The organism is Shinella sp. SUS2, assembly GCF_001262505.1.
Classification (GTDB): Bacteria; Pseudomonadota; Alphaproteobacteria; order Rhizobiales; family Rhizobiaceae; genus Shinella.
Genome location: NZ_KQ410735.1, coordinates 104,205 through 119,297, shown reverse-complemented (window position 1 = coordinate 119,297; position 15,093 = coordinate 104,205). Strand labels below are relative to the sequence as shown.

The window sequence follows — 15,093 nt, the reverse complement described above, 5'->3', positions numbered from 1 at the left end:
AATTCAGGGAATCAGCCGGGTTTTACCCGGTTATTGCATGCTTTTTCCAGAATACCGGCAAGACGGCGCACCGTCTCGGGCGGCAGGTCGCGGATTTCCGCCGAAAGCCGGTTGGCAAAGGCGGTGTATTCCGGCGGAAGGCCCGCCGTATCCACCACAACGCGCGGATCGGAAATCCGGGCAATGCGGAACAGTTCTTCCGCCTCGTCCCAGATGACATTGAAATATCCGGCCACCCGTTGGAGAAAATCGAAGCTCGGCGTGCCGCGCTTGCCGTTTTCCAGCGCCGAGAGATAGGCGGGGCTGACGCCGAGCGCCTTGGCCATGTCCTTCTGCGAAACGCCCTTGCGATCGCGCAGATGCCGCACCGCCTTGCCGAAAGGTGTCGTCATCGTTTGTCTCCCGGGTGCCGGGCAAGCCGCACATAGAGCGCGCCGTCGCCGCCATGGTTGCGCGCCGCCGGCTCGTAGGAGGAGATCAGCGGGCGGAACTCCGGCAGGGAGAACCACAGCGGCACCGCCCGCTTCAGCGCGCCGTCGCTGCCGAGCGAGGTGCCCTTGCCGGTGATGACAAGCACATGGCGCAGGCCACGCTCATGCGCGCGGATGAGAAAACCGAGCAGGAAACCGTGCGCCTCGCTCTGGACCATGCCGTGCAGGTCGATACGCGCTTCCAGCGCCAGGCGGCCCTTGGCAATCTTGCGCTTGACCGGGCGCTCCAGCGGGTGGTGCCTGGTCTCCTTGTCGCGGCCGATGGTGGTCAGCGCGATTCCTTCGTCGGCCTGGATGGATTTTTTCTTCTCCTTCGGTTCCAGTTCAGGCTGCTTTTCGGCCGCCGGCTTTTGCGCGAAGGCTTCCTCGAATTCCGTCAATGCGTCGAGCCTGCCCGGCAGCGCGCGCGTGCTGCGCGCCACCTTGCCCCAGAGGATACGGTCCTCGCTTGAGAGCGTCTTACCCTTTGGCATGGAGGTAGCGCTCCGCCGCTGCCTTCGGCATGAGGATATGGAAGGTCGCCGCATTGCGCACATGGCCGGCCAGCGCGCCCGCCGCGTCGCCCGAGCCGGTGAAGATATCGCCGCGCGCCGGACCGACGATCGCCGTTCCGGTATCGAGCGCCAGCATCAGGCGGCGGAAGGGCTTGCCCTCATCCATATGGGTGAGGCTGTCGCTCGAAATGAAGAAGGGCAGCCCGAAGGTGTGGATCATCCGGTCGACCGCAAGCGAACGGCCGGCAACGAGCGGCACTTTCGCCGCGGCGATCGGGCCGAGCGACAGATCCGTAACCTCGGCCTCCTTGAAGAAGATGAAGGAGCGATTGTGCCAGAGCACGGCATCGACCTGATCTTCGTTGCGGGCCAGCCAGTCGCGGATCGAGGCCATGGAGACGGTTGCCGCATCGATCTCGCCGCGGTCGATCAGCAGCTTGCCGATCGCGGAAAACGGATGGCCGCTCTTGGCCGCATAGGTGATTTGCCTGACCGACCCGTCCGGATAGACGAGCCGTGCAGCGCCCTGCACATGGGCAAAGAAGACGTCCACCTTCGAGCGGGCATAGGCAATCTCGAGCCCGCGACCCGAGAGAAAGCCACGCTCGATCTCGCCCCGGTCGGGGTGCTCGACAATGCCATCGTCCGTCCCGAGCCCGAACGCGAAGCCCGGCGGGAAACCGGCCGGGCGATTGTTGTCGTCGATATCGACCAGGTCTTCCGGCCGGGCATAGAAGGGATGGCGGTATTCGGCGTCCGGCGTTGTCCTTACGGCGACTTCCGGCTCGTAGAAGGCGGTGACGAAACCGGACAAGCCATCCGCCTTCTCGATCAGGAACGGCACGCACTGCGCCTCGAAGAAGGCACGCACCGCGGCAGGCCCTTGCGGCTTCTCGTCGGCTGCTGCGTCCAGCAACGTCAAAAGCTCGCCGGCGGTAATGCCGAGCGAGCCTGTCTTGTAGGGTTTTACGGTGCGGATGTGATCGCGACAGCGGGCCATGGCCGAAAGAAGTGCTGTCGGATCATCCTCGTTCCAGCCGGGAAGCGCCGAAAACCGGGCCGGAACCAGGCGATAGTCCATTGGCTTTGCCTCGCTCAGCCTTCCGATTCGGTGGCGATCAGCTTCCAGTTCGGATCACGCGAGCGGGTGTCGCGGGCGAAGGTCCAGAGGTCGTTGACCTCTGCCACCGTTTCCGCATCGCCCTCGATCAGCGTGCCGGCCTTGTCGTAGGTGGCCGAGATCAGCTGGCTGACGATGCGCAGCGTCACATTCGCCTCGCTGTCCTTGGCCTCGGCGCTGACGATGTCGGCCTTCTCGATGCCGACGAAGCTGGAGCGGACGACCTCGCCCTTGCTCTCACGGTCCGAAATGGCCGCGTCGAACCCTTCGTAGACCTCGCGCGACAGCAGGTTCTTCAGCGCCTTGCGGTCGCCATCGGCGAAGGCGACGACGATCATTTCATAGGCCATGCGCGCACCGTTGACGAATTCCTTCGGATTGAAGGAAGGATCGACCTTGACGAGCTGGCGAAGCTGCTCGTTGAGCGGCGTGCCCGGCGCGGCGAAGCTATCGACGGACGCATAGGGATTTTCGTCCGCGTCCGTTCCATCCCGACGCGGCAGGGTGACGACCTTGCCGCGATCGGCCGAATCAGTCTCGCCGGCGGCCTCGCGCTTGGAATAGGGATCGAACGGCGGGCGCTCGTTGCCGGTGCGCCGGCCGAGCACGCTGCGCAGCTGCAGGAAGATGACCACCGCAGCCACCAGGAAAAAAATCGTTACAAAGTCGAATGAGCCCATTATCGATCCGCAGCCGTTTTCGTTTTTCTTGTTCCTTCCCCATATAGTCCGCAAAACCGGATCATTCAAATGGCGATGACGTGAATGCGACCAAGGCGCGCGCAAATGGCACCGGCAGTATCGGTCCGCGCGAATCTGTGCGACAGTCAAGACCATGCTTCGACGCCTCATCCCCCTTCTCATTCTCGTGCTGCCGCTGGCGGAAATCGCCTGCTTCATTGTTGTCGGTCGGCGCATCGGCCTTTTCGCCACCCTGTCGCTGGTCGTGCTCTCGGCGATTGCCGGTGTCGTGCTGATGCGCATCCAGGGCTTCGGCGTGCTCGCACGACTGCGCCAGTCCGGACAGGACGGCCGCGCGCCGGGCAAGGAAATGCTCGATGCGGCGATGATCATGATTGCGGGTATCCTCCTGTTGATCCCCGGCTTCCTGACCGACATCCTCGGCCTTGCCCTGTTTCTGCCGCCGGTGCGTACATTTCTCTGGAACCGGCTGATGCGCAACATCGTGGTTGTCGATATCGGCGGCGCGCGTCCCGGCAGCCAGCCGAAAACGGAACCCCAGCGCACCATCGATCTCGATGAAAGCGACTTCCATCGCGATGGCCGGCCCTGACGGCGGGTTGTAAGCCCCCTGCTGAAATGCTAGATGGCCTGACTTTCCAGAGTCCCCGAGGATACTTCCATGACTGACGCAGCAACCGAGAACAACGCCGCGAGCCCCTCGCTCAACATCCTGGCGCAGTACGTGAAGGACTTCTCCTTCGAAAACCCGGGTGCTCCGCGGTCGCTCCAGGCCCGTGACAAGGCGCCGGCGATCAACATCAGCGTCAACGTCAATGCCAACCCGCTCTCCGAGACGGACTTCGACGTCATTCTTTCGCTGAACGCGGAAGCCAAGGACGGCGACAAGATGCTCTTCAACGCCGAGCTCGCCTATGGCGGCGTCTTCCGCGTCACCGGCTTCCCGCAGGAGCACATGCTGCCGGTTCTCTTCATCGAGTGCCCGCGCCTGCTCTTCCCCTTCGCTCGCCAGATCATCTCCGACGCAACCCGCAACGGCGGCTTCCCGCCGCTGATGATCGACCCGATCGACTTTGCGCAGATGTTCACCCAGCGCATGGCCGAAGAACAGGTCAAGGCCAAGGTCAACGCCAACTAAGGCAGATAACCTCACTCCAAAGAAAACGCCCGGCCACCAGGTGACCGGGCGTTTTCTTTTGTCTCAGGGAAGCTGAGCCGGATTCACCCGCCGTATTTCGCCCAGATTGCCTTGTCGCCCATCTTCTGCACCATGGTGCCATGAGCAGCGCTCTCCTCTTCGGAGAGGCGGGAGGCAAGCGGCTTCGGCCTGACACCGAGCGGCAGAACGACATCGTCCTCCATCTCGACCAGCGCCCGGCGACCGCTTTCCGCCATGCCGAGCCCCAGCGCCGCCTGCCGGCCGCCGATCATCTCGATATAGACTTCGGCGAGAAGCTCGGAATCGAGCAGGGCGCCATGTTTCGTACGGTGCGAATTGTCGATCCCGTAGCGCCGGCAGAGCGCATCGAGCGAGTTCGGTCCCATCGGATGCTTGCGGCGCGCCAGCGCCAGCGTGTCCGTCACCTTCTCCTGCAGTATCGGCGGCAGACCGATGCGTTCGAACTCCGCATTGATGAAACCCATATCGAAGCTGGCATTATGGGCCACCCAGCGGGCATCGCCGAAGAAATCGAGTATCTGCTGTGCGAGATCGGCGAAGGGCGGCTTGTCCTTGAGGAACTCGTCCGTGATACCGTGCACGGCAAGCGCATCCGGATGCACCTTGCGGTCGCCGGGGCTGACGAAGAGGTGCAGCGTGCGGCCGGTCGGAAAATGGTTCTCCAGCTCGACGCCGCCGATTTCGATGACGCGGTCGAGCTTGTTGTCGAGGCCGGTCGTTTCCGTATCGAAGATGATCTCGCGCATCAGTCCTCTTGTCCCTTCAGGCTTTCGACAATCTCTTCCACCGCTTTGCGCGCCGCTTCAAGTCCCCTACCGGTATCGATGAGGAAATCGGCGCGCCTGCGTTTTTCGGCGTCCGGCATCTGGCGCGACAGGATGAGCTGGAATTTCTCCTCCGTCATGCCCGGGCGGGCGAGCACGCGCTGTCTCTGTATATCGGGATCGCAGGTGACGACGACAACCTTGTCAACCCGCCCCTCGCCCCCCGTCTCGTAAAGAAGCGGGATGTCGAGCAAAACGAGTGGCGAACCACGATCCCGTTCCGCATCGAGAAAGGCCTTTTCCCGCGCCCGCACGAGCGGATGGATGATCGCCTCCAAAGCGGCGAAGCGGTCCGGGAACCGCGCAAGCGTCGCCGATAGCGTCTTGCGATCGATGACCCCCTCCTTGAGCGCTTCCGGAAAGTGTTCTGCAACCGGAGCAACGGCATCGGTGCGGTAGAGATCGTGCACCGTCGCATCCGCATCGTGCACCGGCACGCCAAGATCGTGGAACATTGCCGCGGTGGTCGACTTGCCCGTTCCGATCGATCCGGTAAGGCCGAGCACGATCATCAGTGCGCCTCCATGTCCGCGAGGATCAACCGGCGCAGGTTCATATCGACGGTGGGCCGGACACCGAACCATTTTTCAAAACCCGGCGCCGCCTGGTGCAGCAACATGCCGAGGCCGTCGACCGTGGCGAACCCTTGCTCGGCCGCCTGGCGCAGGATGGGAGTGACCAGCGGCACATAGACGATGTCGGTCACGACAGCGCCCCCTGCCAGCGGCGAGAAGTCGAAATCCGGTGCCGCCTCGCCATCCATACCAAGCGACGTCGTGTTGACGAAGAGCCCCGCACCCGCCGAGACCTCTTGCAAGGCGGCCATGGCGTGGGCATGCACCTTCGCTCCGAACCGATCGGCGAGTTCCTGCGCCCGCCCCAGAGTGCGGTTGACGACATGGATTTCGCCGATGCCGCGATCGCGCACCGCCTGGATGATCGCCCGGCTGGCGCCGCCAGCCCCGAGAATAACAGCACGATCCGTCCTGTCCCATCCCGGTGAAGCGGCATCGAGATTGGCAAGAAAACCGAAACCGTCGGTGTTGGTCGCGTGCAGCCGGCCCTCGTCCAGCCAGAGCGTGTTCGACGCACCGAGTTCTTCGCTCAATGCATCCGGCCGGTCGGCAAGCGCGAAGGCCGTTTCCTTGTGCGGGATGGTGACATTGCCGCCAACGAAGCCGGATTTTCCACTCTTCAGCCGGGAAATGAAGCCGGCGAAGTCTTCGGGTGAAACCTCCTGCCGCGTGTAGGATCCCTGCAATCCCAACGTCTTTAGCCAGAAGCCATGGATCAGCGGCGAGCGCGAATGTTTGACCGGGTAGCCCGTCACGAAGGCGTGGCGAACGAATGTTTCACGTGAATCATGCATCGATGGCACCGAGATCGCGAAGTTTAGCCAGCAACGGAAGCAGCGGCAGGCCCAGAATTGTGAAGTAGTCTCCGTCGATCCGCTCGAAGAGCTGCACGCCCTCCCCCTCGAGCTGATAGGCTCCAACACTTGCCAGAACCCGCGTGCCGACCCGGGCCAGATGTCGATCGATGAAAGCATCCGAGAGCGGGCGCATTGTCAGATGCGCGATGGAAACGTGGCTCCACAATGTCGCGCCGTCCCGCACCAAAGCAATGCCGCAGTTAAGGGAATGGGTGCGGCCGGACATGGCCTGAAGATGAGTCCTGGCTTCCGCCATGTCGGCCGGCTTGTGAAACACACGCCCTTCCAGGGACAATGTCTGGTCGGAGCCGATGACGAGCGCACCGGGGCGACCCCTTGCGACATCCAGCGCCTTTTCGGTCGCCAGCGTCTCGGCAACCTGCTGCGGCGTCGGCTTGCGGGCGGCAAGCGCCGTTTCGACCGCACGCTCGTCGATGGCGGCCGCCTCTGTTTCAAAGGCAAGGCCGGCATTTTCCATCAGCATGCGGCGAAAGGGGCTCTGCGAGGCGAGGATCAGCAGTGTCATGAAAATCTCCGTTTGCCGCTCCGGGTTACCGAAGCTTCGGGCGAAGAGCAACGATGGCGGCGGCCGTTTCCTCGATCGAGCGCCGGGTAACGTCGATGATCGGCCAGTTGTTGCGCGCGCAGATGGCGCGCGCATATTTCAGCTCCTCGGAAATCTGCGCCCTGTCGACATAGTCATCGCCGCGAAAATCCTGCGTCTGGCCGAGTACCCGGTTCTGCCGCACCTGGGCAATGCGATCCGTTGTGGCGATCAGCCCGACGATCAGCGGTCTTGCCGCCGCCGCCAACCGCTCCGGAAGCGGTACGCCAAGCACGATCGGCACATTGGCGGTCTTGATGCCACGATTGGCGAGATAGATGCTCGTCGGTGTCTTCGAGGTTCGACTGATGCCGATGAGAATGACATCCGCCTCGTCCAGATCGGCAGGCAGCTGCCCGTCATCGTGATCCATCGTGAAATTCAGCGCGTCGATGCGCGCGAAATACTCCGCGTTCATTACATGCTGCGCACCGACCCGCCGCCGCGACGGTGCACCGAGATAGGACTGGAAGAGATCGATGACCGGTTCGAGCACGGAAACGCAGGGCACGCCCATCTCCCGGCAACGCTGGTCGATGATCTCGGACAGCTCCCGGTCGACGATCGTATAGAGCACGATGCCCGGCGCACCATCGATGGCGTCGAGCACGGGCATGAGCTGCTTGCGGTTGCGGATCAGCGGATAGACGTGTTCGAGCGCCTGGGATGATTGGAATTGCGCCGCGGCCGCCCGCCCTGCGGCAATCAGCGTCTCGCCCGTCGAGTCCGATATCAGGTGCAGATGGAAGTAGTTTTTGGTGCTTTCCACAATATCCTCCGCCCCCTGTTGATGAACCGGGAGAACGGTGAGCTAAGAACGGCAGGGACCCAGAGGCAAGGGGATAACTGCCATTTTGTCCACAATCCGCGGGAGACGGGACGAGGATTCACGGTGCATGTGGATAAGACTCATGACACGGCAAAGTGTCGCGCTTCTCCACACGTCATCCACAGGAAGGCTTTCCATGCGACATCAAGAATCCTCTTGATTCAAAATGACGAATCCGGTTTTCCGCCTTCCAGGCCAGAAATATCTCTGTGCACATTGCTTTTTCCCCAGCACTGCCGGCAAGGCTGTATCCCTGTGGAGAGGATTTAATCCTTGATAGTCACCGACTCTAAGAAATAGAAACCTTTTCAAAGAGATTATTTAAAGATTGGGAGAACCCCGCGGTGTCTGCGAAAAACCGGAAGATCGTCGATGTCCTGAACGGGAAGACGGTCTCCCCTCCTCCTCTCTGGCTGATGCGCCAGGCCGGACGGTATCTGTCGGAATATCGGCAGACGCGCGCGGCAGCAGGAAGCTTCCTCGATCTCTGTTATTCGCCGGAGCTGGCGACGGAGGTAACGCTGCAACCGATCCGTCGCTACGGTTTCGACGCTGCAATCCTGTTTTCCGATATCCTCGTCATTCCCGATGCCCTGAAGCGCAATGTCCGCTTCGAGGAGGGTCATGGCCCTCGTCTCGACCCGATCGATCCAGATGGTATTCTCGCCCTGAAGACAGACGGGGTCGCAGAGCACCTCAGACCGGTCATAGAAGCGGTTGGCCGCATTCGGGGTGCCCTGCCCGAGGAAACGGCGCTGCTCGGCTTCTGCGGGGCGCCCTGGACCGTCGCCACCTACATGATCGCCGGCCATGGTACCCCGGATCAGGCGCCCGCGCGTCTTTTCGCCTACAAGGAGCCGCGCGCCTTCGCGCATCTGCTCGATGTGCTTGCCGAACTCTCGGCTGACTACCTCGTGGCACAGATCGATGCCGGCGCCGATGCGGTACAGATCTTCGATTCCTGGGCTGGCGTTCTCGGCGAGCGGGAGTTTGCCGATTTTGCCGTCCGCCCGGTGCACAGGATCATTGCGTCGGTGAAGGCCCGCCGTCCGCAGGCCAAGGTCATTGCCTTCGCCAAGGGGGCAGGCCTGCAGCTGAAATCCTACCGGCAGCAGACTGGCGCCGATGCCATCGGCCTCGACTGGTCCGTGCCGCTCTCCGTTGCGGCCGACTTGCAGAAGGAGGGTCCCGTCCAGGGAAATCTCGATCCGATGCGTGTCGTTGCCGGCGGCGCAGCGCTGGATGAGGGCATCGATGCCATTCTGCAGGCGCTCGGCAACGGGCCGCTGATCTTCAATCTCGGCCACGGGATCACGCCGCAGGCGGATCCGGACAACGTCACGCGCCTTGTGGCGCGTGTGCGCGGAGGGGCGCGGTGAGCGAGGAACAAGCGGGCGAGAGCGCCGGGCGCCGGGCGCGGCTGCGGGCCGCAGTGGCGCTCGCCGTCTTTGCGCTGCTGGCGCTTCTCCTCGTTCTCTATCCGCCCGAGGATCTCTATCTCTGGATCAAGGCGTTGCACATCATCGCCGTCATCTCCTGGATGGCGGGTCTGCTCTACCTGCCGCGGCTCTTCGTCTACCACACGGATGCCTCGCCCGGCTCGGCTGAGGCTGAGGTCTTCAAGGTGATGGAGCGGCGGCTTTACCGGGTCATCATGCAGCCCGCGATGGGCCTTTCCTGGTTGCTCGGTCTCTATCTCGCCTGGTCGGTCTATGGTTTCCAGGGCGGCTGGCTGCATGCCAAGCTTGCCTTTGTCGTGCTGCTCTCGGCTGTGCATCAGTTCTACGGCCGCGCCGTGAGGGCGTTTGCCGAGGATCGCAACACGAAGACAGGCCGTCAGTGGCGGCTTTGGAACGAGGCGCCGGCGCTTCTGATGATCCTCATCGTCATCCTGGTCGTCGTGAAGCCGTTTTAGGCCCTCTGCGGCAAAACGGATGAAATTCCGATGCCCCCTTGCGGGCCAGCACCGGAACCGCTATTTTCCGCGCATCTCATCTTTCGTGGCATGTGTATTCGTTCAGTGAACTGCACCGTTCCCCCGCAGTTCGGCCTTGACCCGCACGCCTTTTCCCATCCCGATGACAGCCAGCATGGACCATTCATGGCCGAAATGAAGCTACAAGACCTCAAGAACAAGACTCCGACCGACCTCCTTGCCTTTGCCGAATCGCTCGAGGTCGAGAACGCGAGCACGATGCGCAAGCAGGAACTGATGTTTGCGATCCTGAAGATGCTGGCCGCGCAGGACGTGGAAATCATCGGCGAAGGTGTGGTCGAAGTGCTGCAGGACGGTTTCGGCTTTCTGCGTTCGGCCAATGCGAACTATCTGCCGGGCCCCGACGACATCTACATCTCGCCCTCCCAGATCCGCCGCTTCTCGCTGAAGACCGGCGATACGGTGGAGGGCCCGATCCGCGGCCCGAAGGAAGGTGAACGCTATTTCGCGTTGCTGAAGGTCAACACGATCAATTTCGACGATCCGGAAAAGATCCGTCACAAGGTTCACTTCGACAACCTGACGCCGCTCTACCCGAACGAGCGCTTCAAGATGGAACTCGAGATCCCCACCTCGAAGGATCTTTCTCCGCGTGTCATCGATCTCGTCGCCCCGCTCGGCAAGGGCCAGCGCGGCCTCATCGTCGCTCCGCCGCGGACGGGTAAGACGGTTCTCCTGCAGAACATCGCCCATTCGATCACCGCCAACCATCCCGAATGTTATCTCATCGTCCTCTTGATCGACGAGCGTCCGGAGGAAGTGACGGATATGCAGCGTTCGGTGCGGGGGGAAGTTGTTTCCTCGACCTTCGACGAACCGGCGACGCGCCACGTGCAGGTCGCCGAAATGGTCATCGAGAAGGCGAAGCGCCTCGTCGAGCACGGCCGCGACGTCGTCATCCTGCTGGATTCGATCACCCGTCTCGGCCGCGCTTACAACACCGTCGTTCCGTCCTCGGGCAAGGTGCTGACGGGTGGCGTCGACGCGAATGCGCTGCAGCGCCCGAAGCGCTTCTTCGGCGCGGCACGTAATATCGAGGAAGGCGGTTCGCTGACCATCATCGCGACCGCGCTGATCGATACAGGCAGCCGCATGGATGAAGTGATCTTCGAAGAGTTCAAGGGCACCGGCAACTCGGAAATCGTGCTTGATCGCAAGGTTGCCGACAAGCGCATCTTCCCGGCGATGGACATTCTCAAGTCCGGCACGCGCAAGGAAGACCTTCTGGTGCCCCGCCAGGATCTCCAGAAGATCTTCGTCCTGCGCCGCATTCTCGCTCCGATGGGCACAACGGATGCGATCGAATTCCTGATCGACAAGCTGAAGCAGACGAAGAACAATGGCGACTTCTTCGACTCGATGAACACGTAAGCGACACGCCTCGTCGTCGTTACGCTGCATGGTCCCGCCGCAAGCCGGGACCATTTTCGTTTGAAGTGGGAAAATTCGATTCTTTCCCGAAATGGATTTATCGATTCGTACCCGGAATAATGAGACCATGCATTCCACGGACACGATCTTTGCCCTTTCGAGCGGAGGCCTGCCCTCCGGCGTGGCGGTGATACGCCTGAGCGGTTCGGCCAGCGGATCAGCGGTTCAGACCCTGTGTGGTCGCCAGCCGGAGGAGCGGCGTGCCTCCCTTTGTTCGATTCGAAACCGGAACGGTGAGACGCTCGACAAGGGCCTGGTGCTGTTTTTTCCGGGTCCGAGCTCCTTCACGGGGGAGGATTGCGCGGAGCTCCAGATCCACGGGGGGCGCGCGACGGTCAAGGCAGTGCTGGCGGAACTGGCCGGGATGGTTGGTTTGCGGGCGGCTGAGGCCGGAGAATTTTCCCGCCGGGCCTTTTTGAATGGCCGTATAGATCTGGTGGAGGTCGAGGGCCTTGCCGATTTGATCGGCGCCGAGACGGAGATGCAGCGCCGCTTGGCGGCAGAGCAATCGTCCGGCGGACTCTCGAAGCTTTACGATTCGTGGGCGAAACGACTAACGCACGCTCGCGCGATGATCGAGGCAGAGCTGGATTTCGCCGACGAAGATGATGTGCCTGGTTCCGTAGCAAGCAGTGTCTGGACGGATATGCGGTGCTTGGAGCAGGAAATCCTTAACCATCTTTCCGGTGCCAGAGCCGGGGAGATTGTCCGTGACGGCCTAAAAGTGGTGATTGCCGGCCCGCCGAATGCCGGCAAGTCGAGCCTGCTGAACCATCTGGCGCGACGCGACGTGGCGATCGTCACGGAGATTCCCGGGACGACGCGGGATGTCCTGCATGTTGATCTCGACCTCGACGGCTTCGCTGTTCGGCTGTATGATACCGCTGGCTTGCGGGATACGGACGATCTCGTCGAGCAAGAAGGTATCCGGCGGACGCAGCGCTCGATGGCGGAAGCCGATCTGGTTCTTCTCCTGTCCGCGGAAGGAGACTTCGATTGGAAAACCTTCGTCAACGGCTATAGCGGCCCTGTTGTTCGCGTCCGGACCAAGGCTGATCTACAGGATGACGCATCGCCCAATTCGGGCGCTGATGTCGTCATCTCGGTTCAGACGGGGCAGGGTATTGCCGAGCTTCTTGATCGTGTGGGTACCCATTTGCCGGATCTGGGCGAGGCAAATGCCCTGGCATTGCCGACCCGCCAGCGCCACACGGACAATCTGATCATGGCGCGCGATCACATTGAATCCGCTCTGGAGGCGGATGAGCGGGGCCTGGATATACAGGCCGAATATCTTCGATTGGCCGGACAGGCACTGGGTCGGGTCACGGGACGGGTGGACGTGGAAAATCTGCTCGACGTGATCTTTTCGGAATTTTGCATAGGCAAATGATTCACGTGAAACAGCACAACGTACACGAGTCGCTTTGTACGTTTCACGTGAAACAGGTGGTGCGGGATGATAGAAGAAATGACATATGATGTGGTGGTGATCGGGGGTGGACATGCCGGCGTGGAGGCGGCTGCCGCCGCAGCGCGCTTCGGCGCACGAACAGCCCTTCTGACCCACAAGGCGTCGACGATCGGGGTCATGTCCTGTAACCCCGCGATTGGCGGTTTGGGCAAAGGGCATCTCGTTCGTGAGGTGGATGCCCTCGACGGATTGATGGGACGGGTCGCGGATCGTGCAGGCATTCAGTTTCGCTTGCTGAACCGCCGCAAGGGCCCCGCTGTACGCGGCCCTCGTACACAAGCCGACCGAAAGCTCTATCGCGAAGCCATGCAGGCAGAGATTGCGCAGCTTTCCGGCCTGACGGTTGTGGAGGGTGATGCTTATGATCTGAACTGCAGGGATGGCAGGATCGCCGGAGTCGTCCTGAAAGACGGGCGGCAGCTCGCTTGTGCCGCCGTCGTCATCACAACAGGCACGTTTCTACGCGGACTTATTCATATCGGCTCCGAAAAAATCCCGGCCGGTCGGGTCGGTGAAGAGCCTTCTTTGGGGCTCTCCGCGACATTCGAACATCTGGGTTTCAAACTTGGCCGCCTGAAGACCGGCACGCCCGCACGGTTGGATGGTCGCACCATCGATTGGGCCGCGGTCGGACGCCAGGCGGCGGACGCAGAACCGGTGCCATTCTCCTTCATGACGGACCGCATCGTCACACCGCAGATCGAATGCGGTGTGACGCGAACAACCTCGGCGACCCATCGCATCATTGAAGAGAATATCGGCCAATCGGCGATGTATTCCGGCCAGATCGAAGGTGTCGGTCCTCGCTATTGCCCCTCAATCGAGGACAAGATCGTCAAGTTCGGGGAGCGCGATGGTCATCAGATCTTCCTCGAACCGGAGGGTCTTGATGATGACACCGTCTATCCAAACGGGATTTCGACGTCGCTGCCGGCGGATGTGCAGCAGGCTTTCATTCACACGATCCCGGGCCTGGAGCGCGCCCGTATCCTGCAGCCGGGCTATGCGATCGAGTACGACCATGTTGATCCGCGGGAACTGTCGGCCACCTTGGAAGCGCGGCGCCAGGCGGGACTTTTCCTGGCCGGACAGATCAATGGCACGACCGGTTATGAGGAAGCAGCGGCGCAGGGGTTGGTGGCCGGCTTGAATGCGGCGCGGCGGGCGGCAGGCATGGACGGCCACGTCTTCAGCCGTACGGATAGCTACATCGGCGTCATGATCGATGATCTGACATCGCGTGGTGTGACCGAACCCTATCGCATGTTCACCTCGCGGGCGGAGTACCGCCTTTCGTTGCGCGCAGACAATGCCGATGTGCGTTTGACGCCGGCGGGAATGGCGCTTGGCGTGGTCGGCGCGGATCGACGGCAGCGTTTTGATCAATGGTCTGCGGAGATGCTGGTTGCGCGCGAAAGGCTCGCGGCCTTGAGGCTCTCGCCGAACGAAGCTGCGGGCAAGGGCATCCGGATCAACCAGGACGGCGTGCGCCGTACCGCCTATGATTTGCTGGCCTATCCGGATATCGACTTCGCCCGGTTGGCGGCAGTCTGGCCGGAGCTTGAAACCTTTTCGCCACGGGTTCGGGATGCTGTCGAGATTGAGGCCAGCTATGCGGTCTATATGAGCCGGCAGGAGGCCGATATCGCTGAGGCACGTCGGGAGGAAGAACGCGGAATTCCGGCAGGGTTCGATTTCAGTGCCCTGCCCGGCCTTTCCATCGAACTCCAGCAGAAACTGGCTGTGGCCCGACCGTCAAATCTGGCGCAGGCGGCGCGGGTGGACGGCATGACACCAGCAGCACTGACGCTTCTGCTCGCCTATCTCAAGCGTGTGCCCGATACGGCATCGATACAACGGACTGCCAGTGCATGAGCAACTTACCTCGAGAATTTTTCCGTCTGAATGTTTCACGTGAAACTGAAGACCGGTTGAACGTCTTTGTTGCCCTGTTTCAGAAATGGGCCAAGACCATCAATCTGGTGGCCCCTTCGACATTGGCCGAAGTCTGGAGCCGGCATATCGTCGATAGCGTACAGATTTATGCACAGTGCCCCGGTCCCCGTGTCTGGGCCGATCTTGGCAGCGGTGGCGGCTTTCCGGGCATTGTCACCGGCATTCTGTTGGCGGGGGTGGGTGACGGATGGATCCATCTGATTGAGAGCAACAACAAGAAGGCTGCTTTTCTGCGAACCGCTATTTTGGAGACGGGCGCTCGCGCCTCGGTTCATGCGATTCGTATCGAAGAGGCGCCTGCAGCGATCGAACATTGCGATGCGATCTCGGCCCGGGCGCTGGCGGATCTGGATCTTCTGATGGATTTCGGGCTGCCGTGGGCGGAGCGCAACCCGGACCTCAAGTTTTTCCTCCACAAAGGCCGGGATTATCAGCGGGAGGTCGAGAAAGCGCATGGAAGGTGGAGATTCGATCTGGTAAAACATGCCAGTGTCGTCGAGCCGGACTCGGTAGTGCTCGAAATCTCGAAGCTTTCGCGAAAACGCGAGTGATTGGCGGATC

At 61.7% G+C, this 15,093-nt stretch carries 17 protein-coding genes; 8 read left to right on the top strand and 9 right to left on the bottom strand.

The window, feature by feature from the left end; all coding sequences use genetic code 11:
• Nucleotides 1-11 precede the first annotated feature (11 nt).
• From AKG11_RS21115 to AKG11_RS21100, 4 genes are read right to left on the bottom strand one after another with little or no spacing between them, the layout of a single operon-like run.
• The gene (locus tag AKG11_RS21115) at nt 12-392 is read right to left on the bottom strand and encodes a helix-turn-helix domain-containing protein (RefSeq protein ID WP_023513448.1); all 381 of its coding nucleotides are present in this window, start codon (nt 390-392) and stop codon (nt 12-14) included.
• Entirely contained in the window at nt 389-964 is a 576-nt protein-coding gene (locus AKG11_RS21110) for a Smr/MutS family protein (protein ID WP_050745369.1), read from the bottom strand. The genes AKG11_RS21115 and AKG11_RS21110 overlap by 4 nt, the downstream gene beginning before the upstream one ends.
• The gene (locus AKG11_RS21105) at nt 951-2,066 is read right to left on the bottom strand and encodes a murein transglycosylase A (protein ID WP_050745368.1); all 1,116 of its coding nucleotides are present in this window, start codon (nt 2,064-2,066) and stop codon (nt 951-953) included. The genes AKG11_RS21110 and AKG11_RS21105 overlap by 14 nt, the downstream gene beginning before the upstream one ends.
• A 14-nt stretch (nt 2,067-2,080) precedes the next feature.
• A complete protein-coding gene (locus AKG11_RS21100; protein ID WP_023513445.1) occupies nt 2,081-2,785 on the bottom strand; it encodes a Tim44/TimA family putative adaptor protein in 705 nt (234 codons plus the stop codon).
• A 154-nt stretch (nt 2,786-2,939) separates the two neighbouring features.
• Here AKG11_RS21100 and AKG11_RS21095 point away from each other — a divergent pair, with 154 nt between their 5' ends.
• Together AKG11_RS21095 and secB are read left to right on the top strand one after the other, a co-directional pair.
• Complete coding sequence (locus AKG11_RS21095) at nt 2,940-3,398, top strand: FxsA family protein (RefSeq protein ID WP_050745367.1); 459 nt, start codon at nt 2,940-2,942, stop codon at nt 3,396-3,398.
• 69 nt (nt 3,399-3,467) lie between these two features.
• Nucleotides 3,468-3,944 carry a protein-export chaperone SecB gene (gene secB, locus AKG11_RS21090; RefSeq protein ID WP_023513443.1) on the top strand — a complete coding sequence of 159 codons (477 nt, stop codon included), beginning with the start codon at nt 3,468-3,470 and terminating at the stop codon, nt 3,942-3,944.
• An 83-nt stretch (nt 3,945-4,027) separates the two neighbouring features.
• Here secB and dnaQ read toward each other — a convergent pair whose 3' ends face one another.
• From dnaQ to AKG11_RS21065, 5 genes are read right to left on the bottom strand one after another with little or no spacing between them, the layout of a single operon-like run.
• Complete coding sequence (dnaQ, locus tag AKG11_RS21085; RefSeq protein ID WP_023513442.1) at nt 4,028-4,732, bottom strand: DNA polymerase III subunit epsilon; 705 nt, start codon at nt 4,730-4,732, stop codon at nt 4,028-4,030.
• Nucleotides 4,732-5,322, bottom strand: coding sequence for a dephospho-CoA kinase (gene coaE, locus AKG11_RS21080; RefSeq protein WP_050745366.1), 591 nt, complete (start codon nt 5,320-5,322; stop codon nt 4,732-4,734). Before coaE ends, dnaQ begins: the two co-directional genes overlap by 1 nt.
• The gene (locus AKG11_RS21075; protein WP_050745365.1) at nt 5,322-6,179 is read right to left on the bottom strand and encodes a shikimate dehydrogenase; all 858 of its coding nucleotides are present in this window, start codon (nt 6,177-6,179) and stop codon (nt 5,322-5,324) included. Before AKG11_RS21075 ends, coaE begins: the two co-directional genes overlap by 1 nt.
• Nucleotides 6,172-6,768, bottom strand: coding sequence for a Maf-like protein (locus AKG11_RS21070; protein WP_050745364.1), 597 nt, complete (start codon nt 6,766-6,768; stop codon nt 6,172-6,174). The genes AKG11_RS21075 and AKG11_RS21070 overlap by 8 nt, the downstream gene beginning before the upstream one ends.
• 25 nt (nt 6,769-6,793) lie before the next feature.
• Nucleotides 6,794-7,615: a pyruvate, water dikinase regulatory protein gene (locus AKG11_RS21065; protein WP_023513438.1), complete on the bottom strand. Its 822-nt coding sequence runs from the start codon at nt 7,613-7,615 to the stop codon at nt 6,794-6,796.
• 404 nt (nt 7,616-8,019) lie between these two features.
• Between AKG11_RS21065 and hemE the strand changes: the two genes are divergently transcribed.
• The 6 genes from hemE to rsmG all read left to right on the top strand — a co-directional run bounded on the left by hemE (nt 8,020) and on the right by rsmG (nt 15,083).
• On the top strand, nt 8,020-9,054 hold the full coding sequence (gene hemE, locus AKG11_RS21060) for a uroporphyrinogen decarboxylase (protein WP_050745363.1): 1,035 nt from the start codon (nt 8,020-8,022) through the stop codon (nt 9,052-9,054).
• Entirely contained in the window at nt 9,051-9,590 is a 540-nt protein-coding gene (gene hemJ, locus AKG11_RS21055; RefSeq protein ID WP_050745362.1) for a protoporphyrinogen oxidase HemJ, read from the top strand. Before hemE ends, hemJ begins: the two co-directional genes overlap by 4 nt.
• A 186-nt stretch (nt 9,591-9,776) precedes the next feature.
• Complete coding sequence (gene rho / locus AKG11_RS21050) at nt 9,777-11,042, top strand: transcription termination factor Rho (RefSeq protein WP_024271281.1); 1,266 nt, start codon at nt 9,777-9,779, stop codon at nt 11,040-11,042.
• Between the two features lie 127 nt (nt 11,043-11,169).
• Nucleotides 11,170-12,495 carry a tRNA uridine-5-carboxymethylaminomethyl(34) synthesis GTPase MnmE gene (gene mnmE / locus AKG11_RS21045; RefSeq protein ID WP_050745406.1) on the top strand — a complete coding sequence of 442 codons (1,326 nt, stop codon included), beginning with the start codon at nt 11,170-11,172 and terminating at the stop codon, nt 12,493-12,495.
• A gap of 66 nt (nt 12,496-12,561) precedes the next feature.
• Nucleotides 12,562-14,451, top strand: coding sequence for a tRNA uridine-5-carboxymethylaminomethyl(34) synthesis enzyme MnmG (gene mnmG / locus AKG11_RS21040; RefSeq protein WP_371260122.1), 1,890 nt, complete (start codon nt 12,562-12,564; stop codon nt 14,449-14,451).
• Nucleotides 14,448-15,083, top strand: a complete 636-nt coding sequence (gene rsmG / locus AKG11_RS21035; protein ID WP_050745361.1) for a 16S rRNA (guanine(527)-N(7))-methyltransferase RsmG — start codon at nt 14,448-14,450, stop codon at nt 15,081-15,083. Before mnmG ends, rsmG begins: the two co-directional genes overlap by 4 nt.
• The last annotated feature ends 10 nt before the right edge of the window (nt 15,084-15,093 follow it).